The sequence below is a fragment of the Collinsella aerofaciens genome (genome assembly GCF_028207065.1).
Lineage (GTDB): Bacteria > Actinomycetota > Coriobacteriia > Coriobacteriales > Coriobacteriaceae > Collinsella > Collinsella aerofaciens_AR.
The window spans coordinates 20,535-39,215 of the sequence record NZ_JAQLFP010000004.1; the positions used below are offsets into that span (position 1 = coordinate 20,535).

Annotated in this window: 18 protein-coding genes; 15 read left to right on the forward strand and 3 right to left on the reverse strand. The window is 49.8% G+C overall.

The features are described 5' to 3' along the window. Together PMX72_RS02180 and PMX72_RS02185 are read right to left on the reverse strand one after the other, a co-directional pair. The coding region (locus PMX72_RS02180) for a hypothetical protein (RefSeq protein WP_271746130.1) at positions 1-579 on the reverse strand (579 nt) is incomplete at its 3' end. Between the two features lie 15 nt (positions 580-594). Next, positions 595-960 (reverse strand): hypothetical protein, encoded by a 366-nt coding sequence (locus tag PMX72_RS02185; protein WP_271729245.1) that lies wholly within the window; start codon positions 958-960, stop codon positions 595-597. 370 nt (positions 961-1,330) lie between these two features. Here PMX72_RS02185 and PMX72_RS02190 point away from each other — a divergent pair, with 370 nt between their 5' ends. The 5 genes from PMX72_RS02190 (at position 1,331) to PMX72_RS02210 (ending at position 6,269) form a co-directional block, all read left to right on the forward strand. After that, a complete protein-coding gene (locus PMX72_RS02190; protein ID WP_118256121.1) occupies positions 1,331-2,437 on the forward strand; it encodes a DUF262 domain-containing protein in 1,107 nt (368 codons plus the stop codon). Then, positions 2,418-3,113: a HEPN domain-containing protein gene (locus tag PMX72_RS02195; RefSeq protein ID WP_118256120.1), complete on the forward strand. Its 696-nt coding sequence runs from the start codon at positions 2,418-2,420 to the stop codon at positions 3,111-3,113. Before PMX72_RS02190 ends, PMX72_RS02195 begins: the two co-directional genes overlap by 20 nt. A gap of 85 nt (positions 3,114-3,198) precedes the next feature. After that, positions 3,199-4,344, forward strand: coding sequence for a hypothetical protein (locus PMX72_RS02200; protein WP_118256119.1), 1,146 nt, complete (start codon positions 3,199-3,201; stop codon positions 4,342-4,344). A 177-nt stretch (positions 4,345-4,521) separates the two neighbouring features. Next, positions 4,522-5,193 (forward strand): hypothetical protein, encoded by a 672-nt coding sequence (locus PMX72_RS02205; RefSeq protein WP_118256118.1) that lies wholly within the window; start codon positions 4,522-4,524, stop codon positions 5,191-5,193. A 134-nt stretch (positions 5,194-5,327) separates the two neighbouring features. After that, positions 5,328-6,269, forward strand: coding sequence for an Abi family protein (locus tag PMX72_RS02210; RefSeq protein ID WP_118256117.1), 942 nt, complete (start codon positions 5,328-5,330; stop codon positions 6,267-6,269). Here PMX72_RS02210 and PMX72_RS02215 read toward each other — a convergent pair. Further along, positions 6,258-7,190: a hypothetical protein gene (locus PMX72_RS02215; RefSeq protein WP_271729244.1), complete on the reverse strand. Its 933-nt coding sequence runs from the start codon at positions 7,188-7,190 to the stop codon at positions 6,258-6,260. The two genes, PMX72_RS02210 and PMX72_RS02215, sit on opposite strands and share 12 nt — an antisense overlap. A gap of 919 nt (positions 7,191-8,109) precedes the next feature. Between PMX72_RS02215 and PMX72_RS02220 the strand changes: the two genes are divergently transcribed. The 10 genes from PMX72_RS02220 (at position 8,110) to PMX72_RS02260 (ending at position 18,612) form a co-directional block, all read left to right on the forward strand. Further along, complete coding sequence (locus tag PMX72_RS02220; RefSeq protein WP_118270654.1) at positions 8,110-8,922, forward strand: SMODS domain-containing nucleotidyltransferase; 813 nt, start codon at positions 8,110-8,112, stop codon at positions 8,920-8,922. A 9-nt stretch (positions 8,923-8,931) separates the two neighbouring features. Continuing rightward, positions 8,932-9,501 carry an SLATT domain-containing protein gene (locus tag PMX72_RS02225; protein ID WP_271729243.1) on the forward strand — a complete coding sequence of 190 codons (570 nt, stop codon included), beginning with the start codon at positions 8,932-8,934 and terminating at the stop codon, positions 9,499-9,501. 124 nt (positions 9,502-9,625) lie between these two features. Beyond that, the gene (locus PMX72_RS02230; RefSeq protein ID WP_118270652.1) at positions 9,626-10,429 is read left to right on the forward strand and encodes a DUF4393 domain-containing protein; all 804 of its coding nucleotides are present in this window, start codon (positions 9,626-9,628) and stop codon (positions 10,427-10,429) included. Between the two features lie 16 nt (positions 10,430-10,445). Beyond that, on the forward strand, positions 10,446-11,249 hold the full coding sequence (locus PMX72_RS02235) for a hypothetical protein (RefSeq protein ID WP_147357341.1): 804 nt from the start codon (positions 10,446-10,448) through the stop codon (positions 11,247-11,249). 121 nt (positions 11,250-11,370) lie between these two features. Beyond that, the gene (locus tag PMX72_RS02240; protein ID WP_118270650.1) at positions 11,371-11,577 is read left to right on the forward strand and encodes a hypothetical protein; all 207 of its coding nucleotides are present in this window, start codon (positions 11,371-11,373) and stop codon (positions 11,575-11,577) included. Positions 11,578-11,775: 198 nt separating this feature from the next. Beyond that, positions 11,776-12,420 (forward strand): hypothetical protein, encoded by a 645-nt coding sequence (locus PMX72_RS02245; RefSeq protein WP_118270649.1) that lies wholly within the window; start codon positions 11,776-11,778, stop codon positions 12,418-12,420. A 232-nt stretch (positions 12,421-12,652) separates the two neighbouring features. Next, positions 12,653-14,413: an AAA family ATPase gene (locus PMX72_RS02250; RefSeq protein WP_271729242.1), complete on the forward strand. Its 1,761-nt coding sequence runs from the start codon at positions 12,653-12,655 to the stop codon at positions 14,411-14,413. A 620-nt stretch (positions 14,414-15,033) separates the two neighbouring features. Continuing rightward, the gene (locus PMX72_RS02255; protein ID WP_271729241.1) at positions 15,034-15,999 is read left to right on the forward strand and encodes an Abi family protein; all 966 of its coding nucleotides are present in this window, start codon (positions 15,034-15,036) and stop codon (positions 15,997-15,999) included. A 725-nt stretch (positions 16,000-16,724) separates the two neighbouring features. Further along, positions 16,725-16,952, forward strand: a complete 228-nt coding sequence (locus PMX72_RS10285; RefSeq protein ID WP_118270644.1) for a DUF2188 domain-containing protein — start codon at positions 16,725-16,727, stop codon at positions 16,950-16,952. 442 nt (positions 16,953-17,394) lie between these two features. Further along, the gene (locus PMX72_RS02260; protein WP_158571020.1) at positions 17,395-18,612 is read left to right on the forward strand and encodes an AAA family ATPase; all 1,218 of its coding nucleotides are present in this window, start codon (positions 17,395-17,397) and stop codon (positions 18,610-18,612) included. The last annotated feature ends 69 nt before the right edge of the window (positions 18,613-18,681 follow it).

The following is an 18,681-nucleotide window of genomic DNA, read 5'->3' on the forward strand; positions in this document are numbered from 1 at the left end:
ATAGGTGGGCACGTCCATGCGCGCCTTGGCCTGGGACGAGCCGTCGGCCTGGGTTACGTGGAAGGTCGTCGCGGTGCCCGCGGGGGCGTCGTTCCACGAGACGGTGAAGGTGACGCCGTTTTGGGTTGCCGTGGCGGAGTGGGCGTAGCCGGTTTGCGACGTGGTGGAGATCGCGGCGGGCGCGGGGGTGGCTTGGGCTCGGAGGGATGGGGTGGGGGTGCCGGTTGCGGCGGTGGTGCCGGGCATGGCGGTGTCTGTGGCGTTGGCGTCCGCGGTGTCGGTCTGGCTGGTGCCGGTGGATGTTGCGGTGCTGTCCTCTACTGTATCCGCTGTCGCATTTGTGTTGGTGCCGTCTTCGGCCTTGCCTGTGCCGCTGCTCGTGGCGTCGGCTTGTGCCTGCTGCTCGGCTGTTGCTTGAGGCTGAATCGCCTCCGCAATGGCTGCCATAGGCATCGTCGCGCTGACCATGGACATGCACGCGATCGCGCAGAGCAGGTAGTAAAGGGGTCGTTCCATAGCGGAGCCTCTCGGTGAGCAGCCAATAGGGTCCGAAGGCAGCTCCAGGCCAGCACTCCGCACATATTTTATTGGGGTTTATTTTACGGGAACCCCAGTCAACATCATCGAACTTTCTGGGGAATGTTGGGGAGGGGTTGGAGCGCCATAGAGGACGGAGCCGTGTAGGGAAATGTCGTCTCCAGAATCGATATCCCAATTTAGCAGCCGCTCAAAGCGGTCGTACCGCACGATGCCGATCCAGCCGTCGGAACACCTGAACTCCTCGACCATTCGCTTGGTAATCACGACAGCGTTGTCAACGATGTCGCTCTCCCGCACCGTGAACATGCAGTAGATCGGTAAGGGCCAATGGGCGTAGACGCCCACGCCGTACGCCAGAGACGCTTCTAGCGGATCGCCCTGCTCTCCAGGCAAACCGTGGTAGTAGTCGGCGGCGTTCATATAGAGGCGCCCATCAGGTCGTCGATGTACTCCTCTTGGGGAGCGAACTTCAGTAGGTAGATGATGTCGTCTATTGGCATGGCGAGTCCTCTCGTTGCTTGACGTGCGCCAGGCCGCGTCGTATGCTCCGGGGTGTTGGCTGTCAAGATAAGGGCGGCTTCTCAAACCTGCGTGCCGGATTGGGTGATGTCGTGATAGTTGCCGTAGTGCCCAATCCGAAGTGGATCGTCTTGACGTTGAAGAACCTGGAATGCGGCTGATTCGACTATCCTCTCGCTTGTGGGCGAGGATGCGTGCGACCACCCTGTCATAAGCGAGTCGATATTTCGTGAACGCGGTTCGTAAAGTAAAATAACTCAGAAGTGGTCTAGTGGTCGATGACGTTTGGGGCATTATGAAACCCACGTTTCAAGACATGCGTTCTGCTTTACAAGCGCAGCGCATGAAAGTTAGTTTTGATACTTACGATCTTACATGCGATGAGCTAACAAGAAGGATTTTGAAAAAGAGAATCGATATTGCTCCTGAGTACCAGAGGCAGTTTCGGTGGGACGATGAGAGACAGTCTGGCCTTATAGAGTCGGTTCTGCTGGGAATTCCGGTTCCAAATTTATTTATGGCAACTTCTTCTACTCCAGATGAGGCTGTTGTTTGGGAAGTTGTGGACGGACTTCAGCGTAGCCTCTCGATTGTCAATTTTATTCTTGAAGGGGAACAGCGCGAGGAGTTGGGCTTGAAGGCTCCTCTATGTCTTAAGGGATTAAGCAAGCTGCCCGAGCTTAATGGATGCTGCTTTTCGGATTTGCCAGAAGACATGCGCTCGATTTTTCTCGATCGCCCAATAAAGGTAACGGTTCTGAATGACAAAAGCGATCGTCAGGTCCGTTTCGACCTCTTTGAGCGCCTGAATACGGGAGGCATATCATTGACATCTCAAGAGGTGCGATCCTGTATCTATCGCGGAGTTTTTCTCGATTTAATTAATGAACTGTCATCCAATGCTGATTTTCGAACTGTTGTTGTTGTCCCCAAAAACCGCCAGTCGGATGGTAGTCTTCAGGAATATGTCCTCAGGTTTTTTGCTTATTTAAACGGTGTAGAGGGTTTTAAACACTCGGTTAAAGAGTTCCTTAACTCCTTTATCGAGAAGGGCAATCAATACGATGAGGAGCTGCTTGATGAATATAGAGATGAATTCAATCGGGTTATGAATTATCTTGCTCGGTGTTTTCCGAATGGGTTGAAGCGGGGCGGAAAGGGATCAACTCCTGCTAACGTGTTTGAGGGAGTCTCTGTTGGGGCTGCGCAGGCTCTCAGAGTATGTCCCCAGCTTGAGGTGTGCAGTAAAAACAACTGGATCGATTCTAAGGCTTTTCGTGGGTATACGACGTCTGCAACTAATTCGCTTCCTAAGGTAAAGGGGCGGATTGCTTATGCAAAAGAGGCTTTTTTGAATCATGGATACATTGAGCCTTAAACCTCAGATCGATCTATTTGAACAGTCCATGTCGGAACTTGAGCTGCTTTTGAGGTCCGCTAATATTTTCGAACAGATCGGCGATAGAGAATCGAATCCCTCTCCTGATGATATTCTGGTAAAGACGGCTAAAGGTATTTCCTTTGTATTTCTTTTTTCGGCCTATGAGCAGCTACTCAAAGGGACTGTTCGAGCTGTTCTTGAGACGGCCAATTCTTATAGGGGAAAATTGAAAAACATGCAGGATGGGTTTATAGCAGCAGCCTTAAATTCATCCTTTCGGTCATATGCTGATGCGTCTAATGTAAAAACCAAAATTGGTAACGCCAGGGACGTTCGGTCTTTACTCGACTCTTGTGTTCGCGATTTGAAGTTCACTGATTATTTTCCAGATGACGGGAGCTATATGAAGTCGACCCAGGTTAGGACTATCTGTTATTTATTTGATTTGGGGGACCCCGCGCCAATTTTGGGAAGAGCTTGGAGTCATATCGATGACTTCCAATACAAAAGAAATGAAATCGCCCATGGCTCAGTCTTGCCTTCGAAAATTGGCGAAAACTATTCTGCTTTAGAGATTGAGTCGTTTTACTCGGAATGGAGATGCAGCTGGGTCGCCTTTGCCGAGCATATTGAAAAGGAGAGTTTAAATCCGAGATTCTGGACCAGGCGATAGCCGGTGTCGTATGGGTAAGCGGATTTGGCGGAGCCTGCGATGGGTGTTTCGGGCTTAGATATAGTAAACGGGGTATTCATAAACAATGCTAGATATCCACCTTGACTCCAGAGATTTGTTTAGCTGGCGGCTTATCATCGACGAGGGCCTATTCATTGGTCGTATGGTGAGACATGCAGAACAATTTCCCAATGAGGCAATCGCTCTTGATATCACGGCGCTTCCGTTCGTAGCGGTTGCTGTGCACGATGCGATTCCTTTCATTAATAAGAAGCTCGGTTTTCATATTCCCGTAGAAGATCTACGCGTAACTCGTATTCGGCATATGACAAAGTCTCTCAGCTCGAACAAAATGAGCTTCTATGATTATCTTTCGGAAACCCGAGCCGTAATAGATCAACTCAATAAGCAATTCTCTGGTGGTCCCTTTCCAAAGCTTCTCAATAGGTTTCGAAACAATATCGGAATCACCTATTACGGTGAACTTCCCTGTTATGCAACCTTTTCTTCCATTCATCTCTTTACCAAGGACTCATCGGAGCTTCTCGGTTCAAGCGCCACTAGCTTTCCGTATGAAATCGGATACCATTCGGCGTTTTCTGGTAGCTTTTTATATCGTTTTTCTCAATCGTATTATGCAGATCGGTCTGTTTTTGATGTTTCAGCCTTTGAAACTCGTTCGAATGATCGCCGATTCGAAGATTTGGTCAAAAAGGTAAAAATCATTGGATGCAAGGACGACGTGATTTTCTTTTTTCTTTCTGAGCTCCTTATGCTGCTTGTATCAGTTGATGTTTTGTTTGAAGCAGGATTCTTTACTGACGCGGTTTTTATTAAGTATTCCTGTTTGAGTTTGGACCATGTCGCAAGGGCTCTTCAGATATTTACTACCTTTGCAAGGACCCATGCGGAGCTTGATCTTTGTACGAACAGGTTTCTGTCTGAAGTCGAGAGGCTTATTTCGAGAGAAGATAAGAGATGGATTAAGCGCGCTCATCCTTTGCGAAACGCATTCATGCACTACGACTTTTCGGAGAAGCTTGTGTCTGATCCTTCCGGTTGCTCCTCCTCGTGGTCAATACTCGATATAGCCTGTAATAACCAGATGGGATTGGATTTGCAAGGGTTTAAAACCGAACTTATGGCTGTTCGCTCCAAGCTGGAACGCTCGCTTTGTGAGTTAATCGCCTTTCCAAGATTTGATCCGTTAAAGGTGCCTTGGGGTATGTAAGGCGCGGATGCCATTGCTAACAGCGTTGTCTGTATCGATGGTTTTCCCGTCGACGCCGTGTGCGCCGTCTCGCAATAAACAGCGGTGTTCAAGCGGACAAATATTCTTTTTAGTGTTGTTGCTATCTCGCCTTGAGCAATTCTACTCGTGTGATGGCGTTAAAGAAGGGCTTGAAATATGTACGATCTCGATAACCGTATCGATTTAATGCGATTGCATTCTGACTATCGAAAGCTGTGCGGTTCTGATGGAAGGGGTCGAGCCGCACTCATAGAGCTTTTCAATAGGGAAAAAATTACGGGGTGGCACGCGACTAGGGTGCTCTCGGAAGAAGAAATAAGGCACGGGGGACTCAAAGCATATTCAAAAACTGAGACGATTGATCGGTTTCGCAGTTTATACGATATCGTTGGGCTAGATTCAAACAGGATTGATGCGGTTCTTCGGATAGCGAAGCATTATTTAGACGAACATCCTCGTCGGAGCAACCATGTATGTTTCTATCTGCTTGAGTCTATGAGCAACCGTTATTCGAAATATTCAGCGACTTTGGGTGGGGAAACGTTTAGGTGGTCGGTGGAGGGCGGTTTAGGGCCTGGTGCGGGTGAGAGGCTGACGGAAATGGGAATTCCGATCAGGGTGAAATTTGCCTTTAATTTTAATCGTATCCAGCCTTATGCTCAGGATCCAATTATGTCAAAGTTTGTAAAGGCGCTTGACGGTTTTTCCGATGCTGATCAGCTCTCGCTTGAGGTTGATGGGGCTATTGAAGGTTCGATTGCTCCGCAGGACATCTTAGTGATCGAGCCGCAGTCGGAACAGGTTCATGAAGGATTTCTGCTCTCCTAATTTGAATTGACCCCTTGGAGTCCAGGGGATAAAGTAAATATAGCGGTATTGACGTAGTCAACCTACGGGCCTACGTCCTGCGGAGAGACGGCTGTTCTTATGGATGGCCGTCTCTCTTCATTTAAGGAGTTGGTATGTCTGATAAGCCCTTTTTGACTATCGATGAGCAAGTTCGACTTCTTGAATCTCGCGGTTTGGATGTCGATGAGGATACTGGTCCCACTCTGATGCGTGAGGGCTACTACTCAATTGTCAATGGCTATAAGGATCCATTTCTCGATACTGGCAAGAGTAGAGAGTCTGGCGAAGATCGGTATCTTGAGGGCATATCGTTTTCGGATTTATATACTCTGTTCACTTTTGATAGAGAGCTAAGGTCTCTTACGTTTCGATATTTGATTTTGGCTGAGGCTAAAATCAAGACTGCGGTCGCCTATGCTTTTTCGAATGCCCACCGAGCTCCCGAAGCGTATCTTCTCCAGTCAAATTATTGCGATGAAAATGAATTTGCTAGCGCCGGGAAAAATGGGGCCAATTTCGCGCAAGAGATTGCTGGCCTTACGTCGGTTTTGGGTCGTAGGGTATCTAATAGCAAATCAGATTTCATCGCTCATTACCGAAATTCATATGGTGCGGTGCCCATTTGGGTGCTGGTGAACGACCTGACTTTTGGGAACATCGAACATTTCTATAACTTAATGAAGCCCAAGGATAAGTCTGCGGTTTGCAAAATGATTGTGGACTCGACGGGTAGGACCGGATCACACAAGCTCGGGTTTTTCAGTGTGGATGACGCGAGGGTTTCGATTGAGGTCCTCGTTAAATTCCGCAATGTTTGCGCCCATGATGAGAGGCTTTATTGCGCCAAGGTCGGTGGGCGCAAAAACGTCAACTACATTCGAATGGTTTGGATGCTTGAGCGCTATCTGACCGAGAATGAGTTCAAACGGTTCATTAAGGAACTCACTGAGCTTCTTATGAGATATGTTGAGACGTATGCGATTAAGCACGTGTTAAACCAGATCGGTTTTGTCGAACTGCTGCAAAAGACGTCAGGCGGAAGCTTATTTGAATAGCTGGTTCGCTGCTGATGTTTGGTGCTGGTCCAGGTCTCCGTACCAGTTGAGGCTGTGGTCGTACTCCAGCTGCTCGAGCGTCCAGTCGTGGAGCCACAGCGCCATGTCGTATTCCGAGCCGTTTGTCTCTTGCCTGCACAGGTCCACGGCGCTGTTGACGATCTGCGCGACGCTCGGGCGGGCGGCGTCGTTTACGGTTACCTCCGCCGTGGTGCGCAGGTAGTAGATCCCCTTGTCGTTTTGGGGGCCGTTTCTGTCGTTGTCCATAAAGTAGAAGTGGATGCGGTACGTGCCCGACGCCGTGAAGTCGAAGGTGAAGTCGTGGCCCGCGGTGCCCAGGCTGTGGTAGCTGGACCATGCCTGGCGCGACGGGTCGCAGACGCTTTCCTGGCCGCCGCCGTCCCAGTAGGTGGGCACGTCCATGCGCGCCTTGGCCTGGGACGAGCCGTCGGCCTGGGTTACGTGGAAGGTCGTCGCGGTGCCCGCGGGGGCGTCGTTCCACCAGACGGTGAAGGTGACGCCGTTTTGGGTTGCGGTAGTGGAGTGGGCGTAGCCGGTTTGTGACGTGGCGGAGATCGCGGCGGGCGCGGGGGTGGCTTGGGCTCGGAGGGATGGGGTGGGGGTGCCGGTTGCGGCGGTGGTGCCGGGCATGGCGGTGTCTGTGGCGTTGGCGTCCGCGGTGTCGGTCTGGCTGGTGCCGGTGGATGTTGCGGTGCTGTCCTCTACTGTATCCGCTGTCGCATTTGTGTTGGTGCCGTCTTCGGCCTTGCCTGTGCCGCTGCTCGTGGCGTCGGCTTGTGCCTGCTGCTCGGCTGTTGCTTGAGGCTGAATCGCCTCCGCAATGGCCGCCATAGGCATCGTCGCGCCGACCATGGACGTGCACGCGATCGCGCAGAGCAGGTAGTAAAGGGGTCGTTTCATAGCGGAGCCTCTCGGTGAGCAGACAATAGGGTCCGAAGGCAGCTCCAGGCCGGCACTCCGCACATATTTAGTTGGGGTTTTATTTTACGGGAACCCCAGTCAACATCAGCGATCTTTCTGGGTAATGTTGTGGGAGAGGGAGTGGCTGACTGTTGGGGCGTTGGCCGTTAGCGGCGTCCCGCCCGCGCATAGTTGACTATGCTCGATGTGGCAACTCCAGCATGAGGCCGCCTTGCGACTCTTCGAGACTCGGCACCGAGACCTTCCAGGAAAAGTCCGCGAGGCTGCTGCATAGGTCAAGCTCTGCGTGGCAATGCTCTTCATGTGCCCTCCTTTGGTTCTTGTCGCCGCTTTTTAATCGACGATCGACTGGCTGCGATTCGATGATTAAGTGTAGGTCGAACGCGTCTCAGTTTTTAAGGAGCTTTCGCATCGCTTGCCGCCCAGGTGTAACGGTGCTTCCGTTAAAGACCTCTGGGTCAAGCATGATGGATGTAGTAAAATCACGCCCTTCTGACACAGGCGTCAATTATGAGCGTGCGGGCGAGACGAGTATGCTTACTCCGGTGAACCACTTCTACGGCGGAACCGCATCTCTTTAATTATGTATGTGCCGAGCGGCTTTTGCCGTGTGCAGTCTCGTTTTTTGACGTATATATCCTTTTGTTCGAACGATGAAGAACACCGCGAAATGGCGTAGGATATCGGAGTCGATGTGGGGTCGCTGCCCTTTTGTTTCTGGCGGTGTTTCTGCCGATGCCGCGTAGCCGTTTTATATGAATTACCTTAATAAGAGCACTTATGTTCGCATGGGTGTTCGGCGGTAAAATTGATTCAATGGATTAGTGCCGCTGCTATTCATGTGGCATGACCTAGGCTGTCGTTTTGTCGGTGAGCAGATTGTGAGGTTGTTGAGCTTATGGACCGAGTTAAGAAGAATATCGTTGGCGTTGAATCTGCAAAGAGAGAATTGATCTCCAAAAGGTACAAACGGATTACCAAGGCTGTGAACTCGGAGTTTTGGAGTTCCAACAGCGAGACGGCACATTCACTGTATGTTGGTTCTTATGGGCGTGGTACCGCAACAACAGATAGCGATCTTGACGTATTGCTGTCCCTTCCTAGGAGCGAGTACGAGCGTTATGACATGTATAGGGGGAATGGACAATCAAGATTACTTCAGGCTGTTAAATCCGCAGTTTCCGAAACCTACTCTACGACTGATGTTAAGGGTGATGGTCAGGTTGTCGTTGTCAGTTTCTCGGATGGAATGAAGTTTGAACTTCTCCCGGCATTTGAGCGTGTGGACAGCTGGGGATCATTTGTGAGTTACGACTACCCCGATACTCATATGGGCGGTCGATGGCTTGCGACTGATCCCAAGGCGGAGCAGGAGGCGATGAAAGAGAAAAACGCAAGCTCGAGGGGACTCCTGTTCGACACTTGCAAGCATATTCGAAATGTCCACGCCGCGAGCTTCTCAAGCTATAGGCTGTCCGGCATCGTTATCGATAGCTTCGTGTTCTCCGCGATTGCTGGTTGGCGTTGGGCGAATGGGGAGAGCTCTGCACCAGCGGGGGCATATGAGATGCAACTTTTGGATGAGTTTAATCGCCTTTCCCTGCAAGGCGCGGTGCCGTTCGCGCTTTTTAGCCCAGGTAGCCAGCAGGCTATCGATACAGCCAAAAGTTATGAGTGCCTCGGAAAGGTGCTTCGCCAAATGGCGCGCTAGGAGGTTGTTTTGGATAGATTGGATTATAGGGAGCGGCTGCGCGGACAGATTGAGGAATCTTACGGCAAGCTGTCGTATACATATCAGACGCAGCAGGAAGCGGCAACTCTAAAGCGTAAGACGGTCAATCGTATTTCCATCAGCCAGATAATTCTAACTGCGGTTTCAACTTGTGGAGTAATTAGCGTCATTATAGGTCAAACCGGGACCGGAGTTGGGGCTGTTGTCGCTTCCATTACCTCGGCCTTATCGCTTGGGTTAAATCTGTATACCCGTGGCTCTAAGCTGCCCGAGGAAGCTGAGGAACACGTGCGTTGCGCTAATCGACTCTGGGTTGTTCTTCAGGACTATGAGTCGTTGCTTACGGATTTTGACGACCTTGAAGTTGGAGAGATCCGCAGATGCCGCGACTTGCTCATTGAGAAGCAAGCCGAAATATACGATGAAGCGCCAAGGACGAGCGACAAGGCGTACGAGAAGGCTCGCGACAGGCTTAAGAACGGGCACCAGTCATTTGAGCCGGGGGAGATTGACAAATTGCTGCCGTCGCGCTTGCGTAGCCATGCCTGTGAGGAATAGTGTGTTTCCTGCTGGGTTGTTAGGGCTGGGGTGTTTCCCAGCCCGTTTGATAGACGATCTTGTTGGTGCGTTAGTGTGAGATGACTTTACTGGCTTACCGACGGTGGGGTGCAAGGAGTTTGATATGGATCTCGATAAGGTTAATGAAATTGCCACTATACCGGTGCTTGAAAAGGCATATGACGACCTTGTTCATCCCTCTGCGGAGTCGATAGGAAAAACGGTTAGCCTGGTTCCACGGACTGTTGCCATTTGGCTTTCCTCGTGGAATCGCTGGGTTGTTAATAGAGAGGAAAGCATCAAGCTGGCTATCGATGCTATAGAGTCTCGTGTTGATAAGATTCCCGAGGAGCATCTTACCGAACCTCCGGCGCATATCGCAGTTCCAGCAATTCAACAACTCGCATATTGCTATGACAGCGAGGAATTACGAGGGATGTATGCGAATCTGTTACTTTCCTCGATGGATGATCGGACGGCAGAGTACGTCCACCCCAGTTTTGTTCAGCTACTTAAGGAGATTAGTCCCGACGAGGCTAAGTTACTGAGTACGTTGACTGGCTCTGATGATGCTGAACACGCGTCTATTCCGCTCGTTGACTTAAGAATTGTCAGCGCAGACGAGCTAGTTCCAATTAAATGGACGCTTATCGTAGAAGGCTATAACGAGTGCTGTAAGGGTGTTTGCGAGTACCCTGATCAATCGCTGGTGTATCTGGGAAACCTGGATCGACTTGGCATCCTCAAGCGTTGTGATTACTATGCTGATGATGTTAAAGCTACGCTTGAAAGGTTCGAATCAAGCGAGGCTATCCAAAATGCGAAGGCGAAGGTTGAGCTTGAAGATGACAAGAAATTCGTTTTCCATCGCTGGAGCTACCAGGTAACCGATTTTGGGGCCAACTTTATTAAAACGTGTGTTTCGTGAAATGAGTTTGGTTGGAATGTGTTCGGGCAAGAGGAAGCCTTCGGTATTCGATTTAATTAAGGCGTTTATTGCTTGCGTTGTGGTGCTCTCTGTATTTTTGCTAATAGTCATTCAGATTGCGTTTTCAATTGATACACCAGTTCCATGGCTGCATCCCGTATGGGACGCTAACGGCCTGCTTGGGTATCTTGGCGCGTTAGTGGGCTCAATTTCGGCGGTCGCGGTGCTGTATTTCTCGCTGCTAGCTGGTAGAGAAGACCGGAATCATTCTGATGTGATGAACGTTCTCCCTTGTATTGCCTTAACCCGTTTGTCGGAAAAGCAACTATGTATGTCGAAGAACGGTTTCGCTCACGGTGTGTTTACCGAGGCTGATCCCAGGGACGATGAATACAAATCGGGTGCTTTGGACTGCGTTGATCGTCTGCTGATTGATGGCGGAGCCCCAGCTATTCCTTGCGACGAGAGTCCTGTGGACGAGCATGCCGCTAATCGTTATGCAATATCCAGTATGGGAGCTGGGCCTGCGGTTAATGTGAGGGTTGGAATTGCGAATAGAAATGAGTGGGCCCATTTTGGAACTCCGCGGGTCGCCTGGTGCCAGACTCGACAGCTTCCAGTGGGAGGGGAGAGTGAGCTGGTTATCTATTTTGGTGGTGAAGCAAAGCCGGTGATGGAGGCCGGCTATCGCATCCTCGTCACGTACTCGGACATACTTGGCAACCGCTACCTGCAGTATTTTCCAATGACTTTTGATGGGCAGGATGATGTTCTCAAATGCACGGTGAATAATTCCATTAATCGGATTGGCATTCCTTAGTTTCAGAGTATTCGGGTTGTTGCGCTAAAGGGTATTTGACGTAACAGCCAAATCTTAGTGATTCGCTCAGTTAAACGCCTTAATATAAAATCTTGAGTTAATCATCGCGAACGGAGATCTGATGACCGACGCCAATAGAAAGCCGTGGCTTACGGCGTCAGAGCAGATTGATCATCTCAAATCTAGGGGTGTCCATTTCTCGCTGATGAGTGAAGAAGATGCTAGAGCTTATCTGGAAAAGAACAGCAACTATTTTCGCCTGCGTGCCTATCGGCTTGGGTTTCCTAAAGTTGAGGAAGGAGCACGCAAGGGGAGTATGCAAATCTAGATTTTAAGATGCTGGTCGACTTGTCGATTGTCGACATGCTCCTTCGTTATGAAATGTTGCCGCTTACGCTTGATGCAAGATTTTCTAAAAGAACTGCAAGCTTCGTTTGACGAAGGTTTTGCGAGGCAATTTTCTATAAAGAAGGGCGTTCTGTCAAATTGCTGCAACTGTTCGTCCAGATTGGATGAGGGTCGATAGATGTACGACTTGGATAGTCGAAAAGACATAATGCGCCTATTTTCAGATTATCACCAACGCTTGACTGGGTCTTACGGGTCGGAAAGGGCCATTCTCGCTGAACTGCTAGAAGAAGAAACGATAACTGGATGGCATGCTACCAGAGTGCTCTCTGCGGATGATATTGCGGAAATGGGTTTGAAGGCTTTCTCTAGGGAAGAGGCATTTGACCAATTTCGCTATCTTTCCGGGGTTGTTGGGTTGAACTTGGGCCAAACTGAGACTGTTCTTCAGAAGGCAAATCATTATTTTGCTGAACATCCACGCAGGACTGGCTGTGTCTGCTTCTACCTGCTTAAATCCATGGCCGGGCAATATTCAAAATATTCAGCAACGTTGGGTGGGGAAACATTTGCGTGGTCTTTAGAGGATGTTGCGGGAGCCGAAGCAGTTGAGGCATTGAAAAGCCTGGGGGTTTCAATCAGGGTCAAATTTGCCTTCTCTTTTGATCGCATTCAGCCTTATGCCCATGATTCAATATTGTCGAGCTTCATTGATGTACTCAGCAGTAATATGTCGACGGATTACTGCCTGCCCAAGATTGATGGAGCGATTGTTGGCTCGATTCCCCCTCATGATATTTTGAGAATTGAGACAATATCGTAAAGGGTGGCGCATTGACAAGGCTTTCGTTTCTCTATCTGAGGGATCCGGTCGCGGTTTTCAAAAGAGCCGTTTTGGCTGAGTCATCGATTCGAAACCATGACTGAGTGGCCTGGCGGCACGTACGCTGTTCTTCGAGCCCATTTTTCTGTTTCAGTTCGCTCATCGATTGTGCTCACTGCATGTCCCCGCAGTTTGTAATAATCGACTAAAGCAGCGGTCGAGGAGTATGAATATGGCTGGATATTCTTTTAAAGTCAATGAGCTGGTCACGGTGGACGGTACGACAGTAAAGCCTAAGAAGATTACTGTATTCATTGGACCAAATAATTCTGGTAAAAGTAAATCACTTAAAGAAATTCGTTCTGAGATTTTGGGTAATCCAGAGGTGGGCTATTCCGGAGGGGAGTCGACCAAGCGCGTTGTCTTTAATGAAATCCACCTCAATTTCCCAGCAAACAGCAATGAAATAATCGATACATATGGTCTCGATGATAAAGTTGTTCGTTGTAATGGGGGATGGCGTCTCCGCGATTACTGCAACACCGGCATAAATTGGACTCCGGGCGGAATAGCATTTTCTCCGAATTATCGTACCCCTTGCTTTTCCCCGACCGATGATTGGCGCAAGAGTTTTTCTCGGTGTTTTGATGACGACAACTATGAAGGGCCAGAACAAGCTCGCCGCGAGGCGCTGCGCTTTTTTGGACCTGCGATGGTTGACTATGTGGGTACCGAGGATCGCCTGTTGATGTCGATTGGCGATCAAGCTTATGGCATAAACGACGATAACTACAACAGCCTTAGCTCGGCATACGACACCGATCCGGACTGCAAGACGATAGCGTCCGAAATTACTCCACTATTTAACAGGGACGTTGTTCTAGATGCGAGCACGAGTCGCCAAAGGATTCTCCCCGTCGTTAGCGATTCATTTGAGGAATATCGTGGTGCAACACATGATATGCCACGTCGTCTGACTATCTTGTCTAAGGCTACGCCGCTGCGCGAAGAGGGCGATGGCTTGCGTAGTTTTGTTTCCGTTCTTTTGAGTTTGATGGGAAGGCGCAAGCCGGTGTTTCTTTTGGATGAGCCTGAAGCTTTTCTTCATCCTCCATATGCGCGCAGGATGGGGGAAATCCTGGGCAAAAACTTTATTGAGAACGAAAGTCTCAACAATGTGTTTATTTCCACGCATAGCTCCTTCTTACTCCAGGGGCTCATCTCGTCTTGTTCTGAGGAGCTTACCATCGTGCGTCTTAACCGAGATGGCGACATGCGCTGCGCAAAAGTGCTCTCCAATAAGGAAATCCTGAGCTTAATTGACCGCTCGGATTTTTCAGCCGAGTATCTGGATGCATTATTTTCGAGTGAGGCCGTCCTTGTCGAAGGCCCTAGAGATGCCGCCGTATATCGTAAACTGATTTCTAAATTTGATACCAATTACAGCGGCCTATTTGTTTCTGTTAACGGTAAGCCGGGTTTTGAGAGCATTAAGAAGTTTTATGATTCGGCTGGAATTAGATGCAAAGTAATTACGGATTTTGATTTATTGGATAATAACGATATTTTTAAGCGCGTATCCAATCTATTTATCACTACCAATGATAAACGGAATGAAATTCGAGAAGTGAGGAATTCCCTCGAGCGATTTTATCGAGAGCTTGAAGGCTGTCCGGGCGGGCAGCGGGACAAAATGCCAGAAATAGTGAAAAGTCATTATAAGCACCAAGTTTATGAAAACCTTCCAGATGATCTGGGCGTGAGCGTTGAAGAGATGCTTCGGCTTCTTGCGCGCGAGGGATTGGTAGTTTTGAGTTCTGGAGAACTCGAATCTTTGTTTGAAGCCTATGGGGTGGAATACGTTCACGGTTCGAATAAATGGCTAACTAATGCGTTCAGTTACATGGCGAACCATAGCTGTGACGAGCTGCGAGATATTCCTGCCGTCGCTATAATATTGCAAGCATTTATTCCGGAGGAGCAGCGGGAATAATAGTCAGGTTCTGATGCGGGACTTCGGCTCTTCTATGTCGCGTTGAGGTTGGTCCATTATGGCGCTGAATAAATAATGGGATGTATTGCCAATCAAGGGTTAAAGAATGATTTGGAAGATTCATGGCATTAGATTGTCGGCCGCCGAGTGCGCTCTTCGTGATCATGCTTATCGATTTTTCGGCCAGGGTTCTTCTCGTCGGACTTAAGGCGCCGCTCGACCGGTTGCGACCCGATGATTCGATACTCGCGGCGATACGCATATTTGAGCGTTTTGATAACGAGGCTTCACGGGATACCTTGGAATGCCTTGTTAGCCACGCTTGAATCTGGGGCACCGTAAAAGACGAGTTCGTGCGAGGAAATGTTGCTTCCGGAATCAGTCTTCCTATTTACGGCTGTCCAAAGCAGTCATTTCGCATGATAGAAGACGAGCCGTTATTTCGGTTGAATAAGCTGCAGCGATCCGTTCGCGATGCCATCAAATGATCCGGTGGCGTAGTCGTGTTATATGCTGCAGCTTTAGGGGAATGAGGACGGTACCGATTGGGATAATGCTCTAGTGGTGTCCGGTAGCGGATATAATTAATTCAATTTCGGCTCCGCGCTTAAGGACCCATAATGAAAACTCTCAATGGCCTCATGAAACATCTTAGGGATAAAGGGATAGAGACGCACGGCTCTGTCCATAAAAGAAAGATGAAGAATTACGGCTATTATCATGGCTACAAGGGTCATCGTTTTGTGGGCAATTCTTCCAACTGCTTGGATTTAACGAGCTTTGACGAGGTAATTGCCTTAAATGAGTTTGATATGGCGGTCAAGGCGCTCTTATATCCAAGCGTAATGTTTATTGAAACTGCGCTAAAGAACTATACGCTAGAAGCCGTGCTTGAAGATTCTCACTCGTTCGTGCTGGAAGATGTTTTCTCTCGAACGCTCGTGGCGTACCGTGATTACCCTAGAAAAAGTAAAGACTATAGCGCTGCTATGAAAAAGCGCCTGGGTCTGCGCGCGGAAATCAATAGATTGATTCAGTACAATTATTCCAAGAACCCTGTTGTTAGGCATTTTTACGACAGCGATAAACCCTTGCCTATTTGGGCGCTATTCGAGGTCATGACTCTAGGAAACTTCGGTGTTTTCTATTCGTGCTTAAAGGGCTCGGTTAGACAGAGCATATCTGATGACCTAAAGCTTCCGAACAATTACGACGGTCCCGGGCTTCTTGAGCGTACTATCTTTGCGCTCAAGGACCTCCGTAACGCGATTGCTCATAATAGTGCCGTTTATGACGTTAGGTTTAAGAGGGCAAAAGTGGGCAATCAGCTTGGCCAGATGCTGTCATCCGAGATTGGCGTTCCTTCGATAGACTTTTCAACTATTACTGATTATGTCGTCCTAATTGTCTATCTACTCAGAAAGATGATGGTTTCCAAAACTGAGTGCTATCAGGTTATTCGAAATTATTCGAACGTGCTAGAAGATCTGCACGGATCTCTGTCCTCCTCGGATTTTCACAAGATAGTTAATACCGGAGCTAGGAGCAAGATGGATTCACTCCGTAGTTATATAGCTGCAACTTAAAAGTCAGCGTCTGAAGATGAAGATAGTTTTCACTTGTGTTGGGGCCCGTAGACAAACACAGGATATCGAGTAGAATATAGCCAATTGCGGTGGAAGCTCTCGGGCGACACCTGAAGAGGGTTGATGCGTCGGCCCTCTTTTTTTGACGATATTTTACAGCATGCTTGACATGGCTGCGCGAGGCCGTGCGGGGGCATCCGTGTAGGGAATGTCACCTCCAGAATCGATCTTGCGATTCAACTGCCGCTCGACGTGGCCATATCGCAAGATACCGATCTGGCGTCGGCGCACCGGAACCCATCGATCATTCGCCCGGTAATCACGACGGTATTGTTTGCGATCTTGCTCTCTTGCTCCGTGAACATGCAGTAGATCGGCAAGAGCCAGTTGGCGTAGATGCCCATCCCGTACGCTAAAGACGCTACCAATGAAACGCTCTGCTCGCCGGGTAGACCATGGTAGTAGCCGGCTGCGTTCATATGGAGGCGCCTGTCCATCAGGTCGTCGATATGAGCTTCTTTGGATGTGAACTTCAGCACCCTTTCTGCTCTTTCGCTTTGGTTTGCAGGGTTGCCAGAAGACAAAAAGATCAACGTGCTCGTTGCGTGCGCTTCATTTTATGTCCGCGCCAGTGGCTACACTTTTGAAAATCGGCACGAAGGTACCTGTCACATATCTCATGCTATAGACATATCGGCGAGTTCAGAATTGAAGGTGAAGTGAGTATGAAAGGCAGAAATCAGCACGTTACGAAGCGTTCTGATGGCAATTGGCAGGTTAAGGGCGAGGGAACAAGTCGCGCTTCTTTCGTTACGACGACCCAGAGCGAGGCGATAAAGCTCGGTCGACGCATTTGCTCCAATCAAGAATCGGAGTTGATTGTCCATCGTCGCGACGGAAGGATTCGCGCAAGGGATTCCCATGGCCACGACCCCTTCCCACCGAGGGGATAAGGGTTCGGCTCCATAGCGACAGCGGCCCGTAATGGTGTGCCCACTGTCGTTAAATGACTTCATCATTGCGGTGAAGGTTGTAAACGATGCTGTCGATTCGATGTTCGCATTGGAGCGCATATTTGGGCGTTTTGAAAACGAGGTGGTGCGGTATGATGGTTCACTTCATTGAGGTGTAGAGTACATATCTCAATACAAAAGCTCTTTGGGAGCTTTAAGGGTGACGCTTTCTGATAGAGTGTTGCCCTTTTTCCATGCATGTAATGCGTAACGTGCTAGCTAAACGCCATTCCGGCAATGGGATGGTCGAGTATGGGCGGTTTGGCACCTTGCGCCTGCTGTCATTGGTGTAGCAAGCACTTGATTTAGCCTGCTTAAACTCTATAATCAAATAAAAACTCTGAAATATCTTTTAAAAACAATGAAAGGAATGTTGAGGACGATGCTTTGCCAGTTCACCTTCAGGAACTATAGATCCTATCGCGATGAGGTGGAGCTTTCCATGCAGGCGACGCCGATGAAGGAGTTTGAGCGTTCCCTCATAGAGTGTTCCGACGGGCAGAGTTTCCTTCCGGTGGCTGCGGTGTACGGGCCCAACGCTGGCGGCAAGTCTAATCTGCTCGAGTCTCTTGATTACGTTCGCTCGGCGGTGGCCAGACCGATAAGACTGCTGTCTGCCAGTGCTGATGCAGCAGAGGGCGATCGCCCTTTGATACCCCGTTGTTCGGCGTTTAAGTTCGATGATGTGTCTGCTGCCGAGCCCACCGAGTTCGAGCTCTACTATCGCGCGGGTGAGCACGAGTACCGCTATGCCCTGTCCGTGCATGCGGACGAGATCGTGTCCGAAGGCCTGTGGCGGCGAAAATTGGGAGCGTCACGCACGGCGATGCTGTTCGAGCGCGAGGATACAAAGGTTGAACTCGGCCCCACACTGCGTAAGCTTGTGACGGCCGCGAGGTTCAACCCAAGTCTGCCGTACCTATCGTTCCTTTGCATCAACTTCGATGCACCGGTGGTCCAGGAGGCGGCCAGCTGGTTTCTCGACGCTGTGTTTCTCAACTACAACAGTTCCTACCTGGAGCGGATGCTCGAGCAAATGCTCGACGAGGGCGACTCGCGCGAGGTCACGCGTTTTTTGCGCGCCGTTGATGTGCGTATTGACGGCTTCAGAGTGGAGAGGGCGCCGGAATGGCGCGGCCGGCGCGTCTTCGTGAGACACGAGGTGGGCGGCAAAGCGTACGAGCTGCGTTTATCCGAGGAATCTGCCGGCACCCAGAAGCTCATGGGGTTGGCTGCGTATCTGATGGCAGCGCTTGAGTGTGGTGGCACCGTTGTGGTAGACGAGCTCGACGCCAAACTGCACCCGAAGCTTCTTCGCTATGTGATCCTGCTGTTTAAGGATCCTGAGGTCAACAAGAGTGGCGCACAGCTCATCTTCTCGTCCCAGGACGTGTCTACCATGCGAAACGATGTGTTCCGCCGTGACGAGATATGGTTCGCTGCGCGCGGCGAGGGGGAGGCGAGCCAACTGTGGTCTCTCGCCGACATCCACGAGGCAAACGGTAATCTGGTAAGCAAGAACGCGGCTTTCGACAAGCAATACCTGTCCGGTCGCTACGGCGCCGATCCGTATCTCACCCGCATCGAGGAGTGGGATTAGCATGGTCCTTTTCATGAACAGAAGCCGCAGGTAGAAGCGTTGCTACTATCCAGTGTTGTCGGCATGTCT

Coding starts and splice junctions, on each gene's coding strand:
- PMX72_RS02185 (WP_271729245.1), bottom strand. CDS start 960: ATGAACGCCGCCGACTACTACCACGGTTTGCCTGGAGAGCAGGGCGAT.
- PMX72_RS02195 (WP_118256120.1), top strand. CDS start 2,418: ATGGATACATTGAGCCTTAAACCTCAGATCGATCTATTTGAACAGTCC.
- PMX72_RS02200 (WP_118256119.1), top strand. CDS start 3,199: ATGCTAGATATCCACCTTGACTCCAGAGATTTGTTTAGCTGGCGGCTT.
- PMX72_RS02205 (WP_118256118.1), top strand. CDS start 4,522: ATGTACGATCTCGATAACCGTATCGATTTAATGCGATTGCATTCTGAC.
- PMX72_RS02210 (WP_118256117.1), top strand. CDS start 5,328: ATGTCTGATAAGCCCTTTTTGACTATCGATGAGCAAGTTCGACTTCTT.
- PMX72_RS02215 (WP_271729244.1), bottom strand. CDS start 7,190: ATGAAACGACCCCTTTACTACCTGCTCTGCGCGATCGCGTGCACGTCC.
- PMX72_RS02220 (WP_118270654.1), top strand. CDS start 8,110: ATGGACCGAGTTAAGAAGAATATCGTTGGCGTTGAATCTGCAAAGAGA.
- PMX72_RS02230 (WP_118270652.1), top strand. CDS start 9,626: ATGGATCTCGATAAGGTTAATGAAATTGCCACTATACCGGTGCTTGAA.
- PMX72_RS02235 (WP_147357341.1), top strand. CDS start 10,446: ATGTGTTCGGGCAAGAGGAAGCCTTCGGTATTCGATTTAATTAAGGCG.
- PMX72_RS02240 (WP_118270650.1), top strand. CDS start 11,371: ATGACCGACGCCAATAGAAAGCCGTGGCTTACGGCGTCAGAGCAGATT.
- PMX72_RS02245 (WP_118270649.1), top strand. CDS start 11,776: ATGTACGACTTGGATAGTCGAAAAGACATAATGCGCCTATTTTCAGAT.
- PMX72_RS02250 (WP_271729242.1), top strand. CDS start 12,653: ATGGCTGGATATTCTTTTAAAGTCAATGAGCTGGTCACGGTGGACGGT.
- PMX72_RS02255 (WP_271729241.1), top strand. CDS start 15,034: ATGAAAACTCTCAATGGCCTCATGAAACATCTTAGGGATAAAGGGATA.
- PMX72_RS10285 (WP_118270644.1), top strand. CDS start 16,725: ATGAAAGGCAGAAATCAGCACGTTACGAAGCGTTCTGATGGCAATTGG.
- PMX72_RS02260 (WP_158571020.1), top strand. CDS start 17,395: ATGCTTTGCCAGTTCACCTTCAGGAACTATAGATCCTATCGCGATGAG.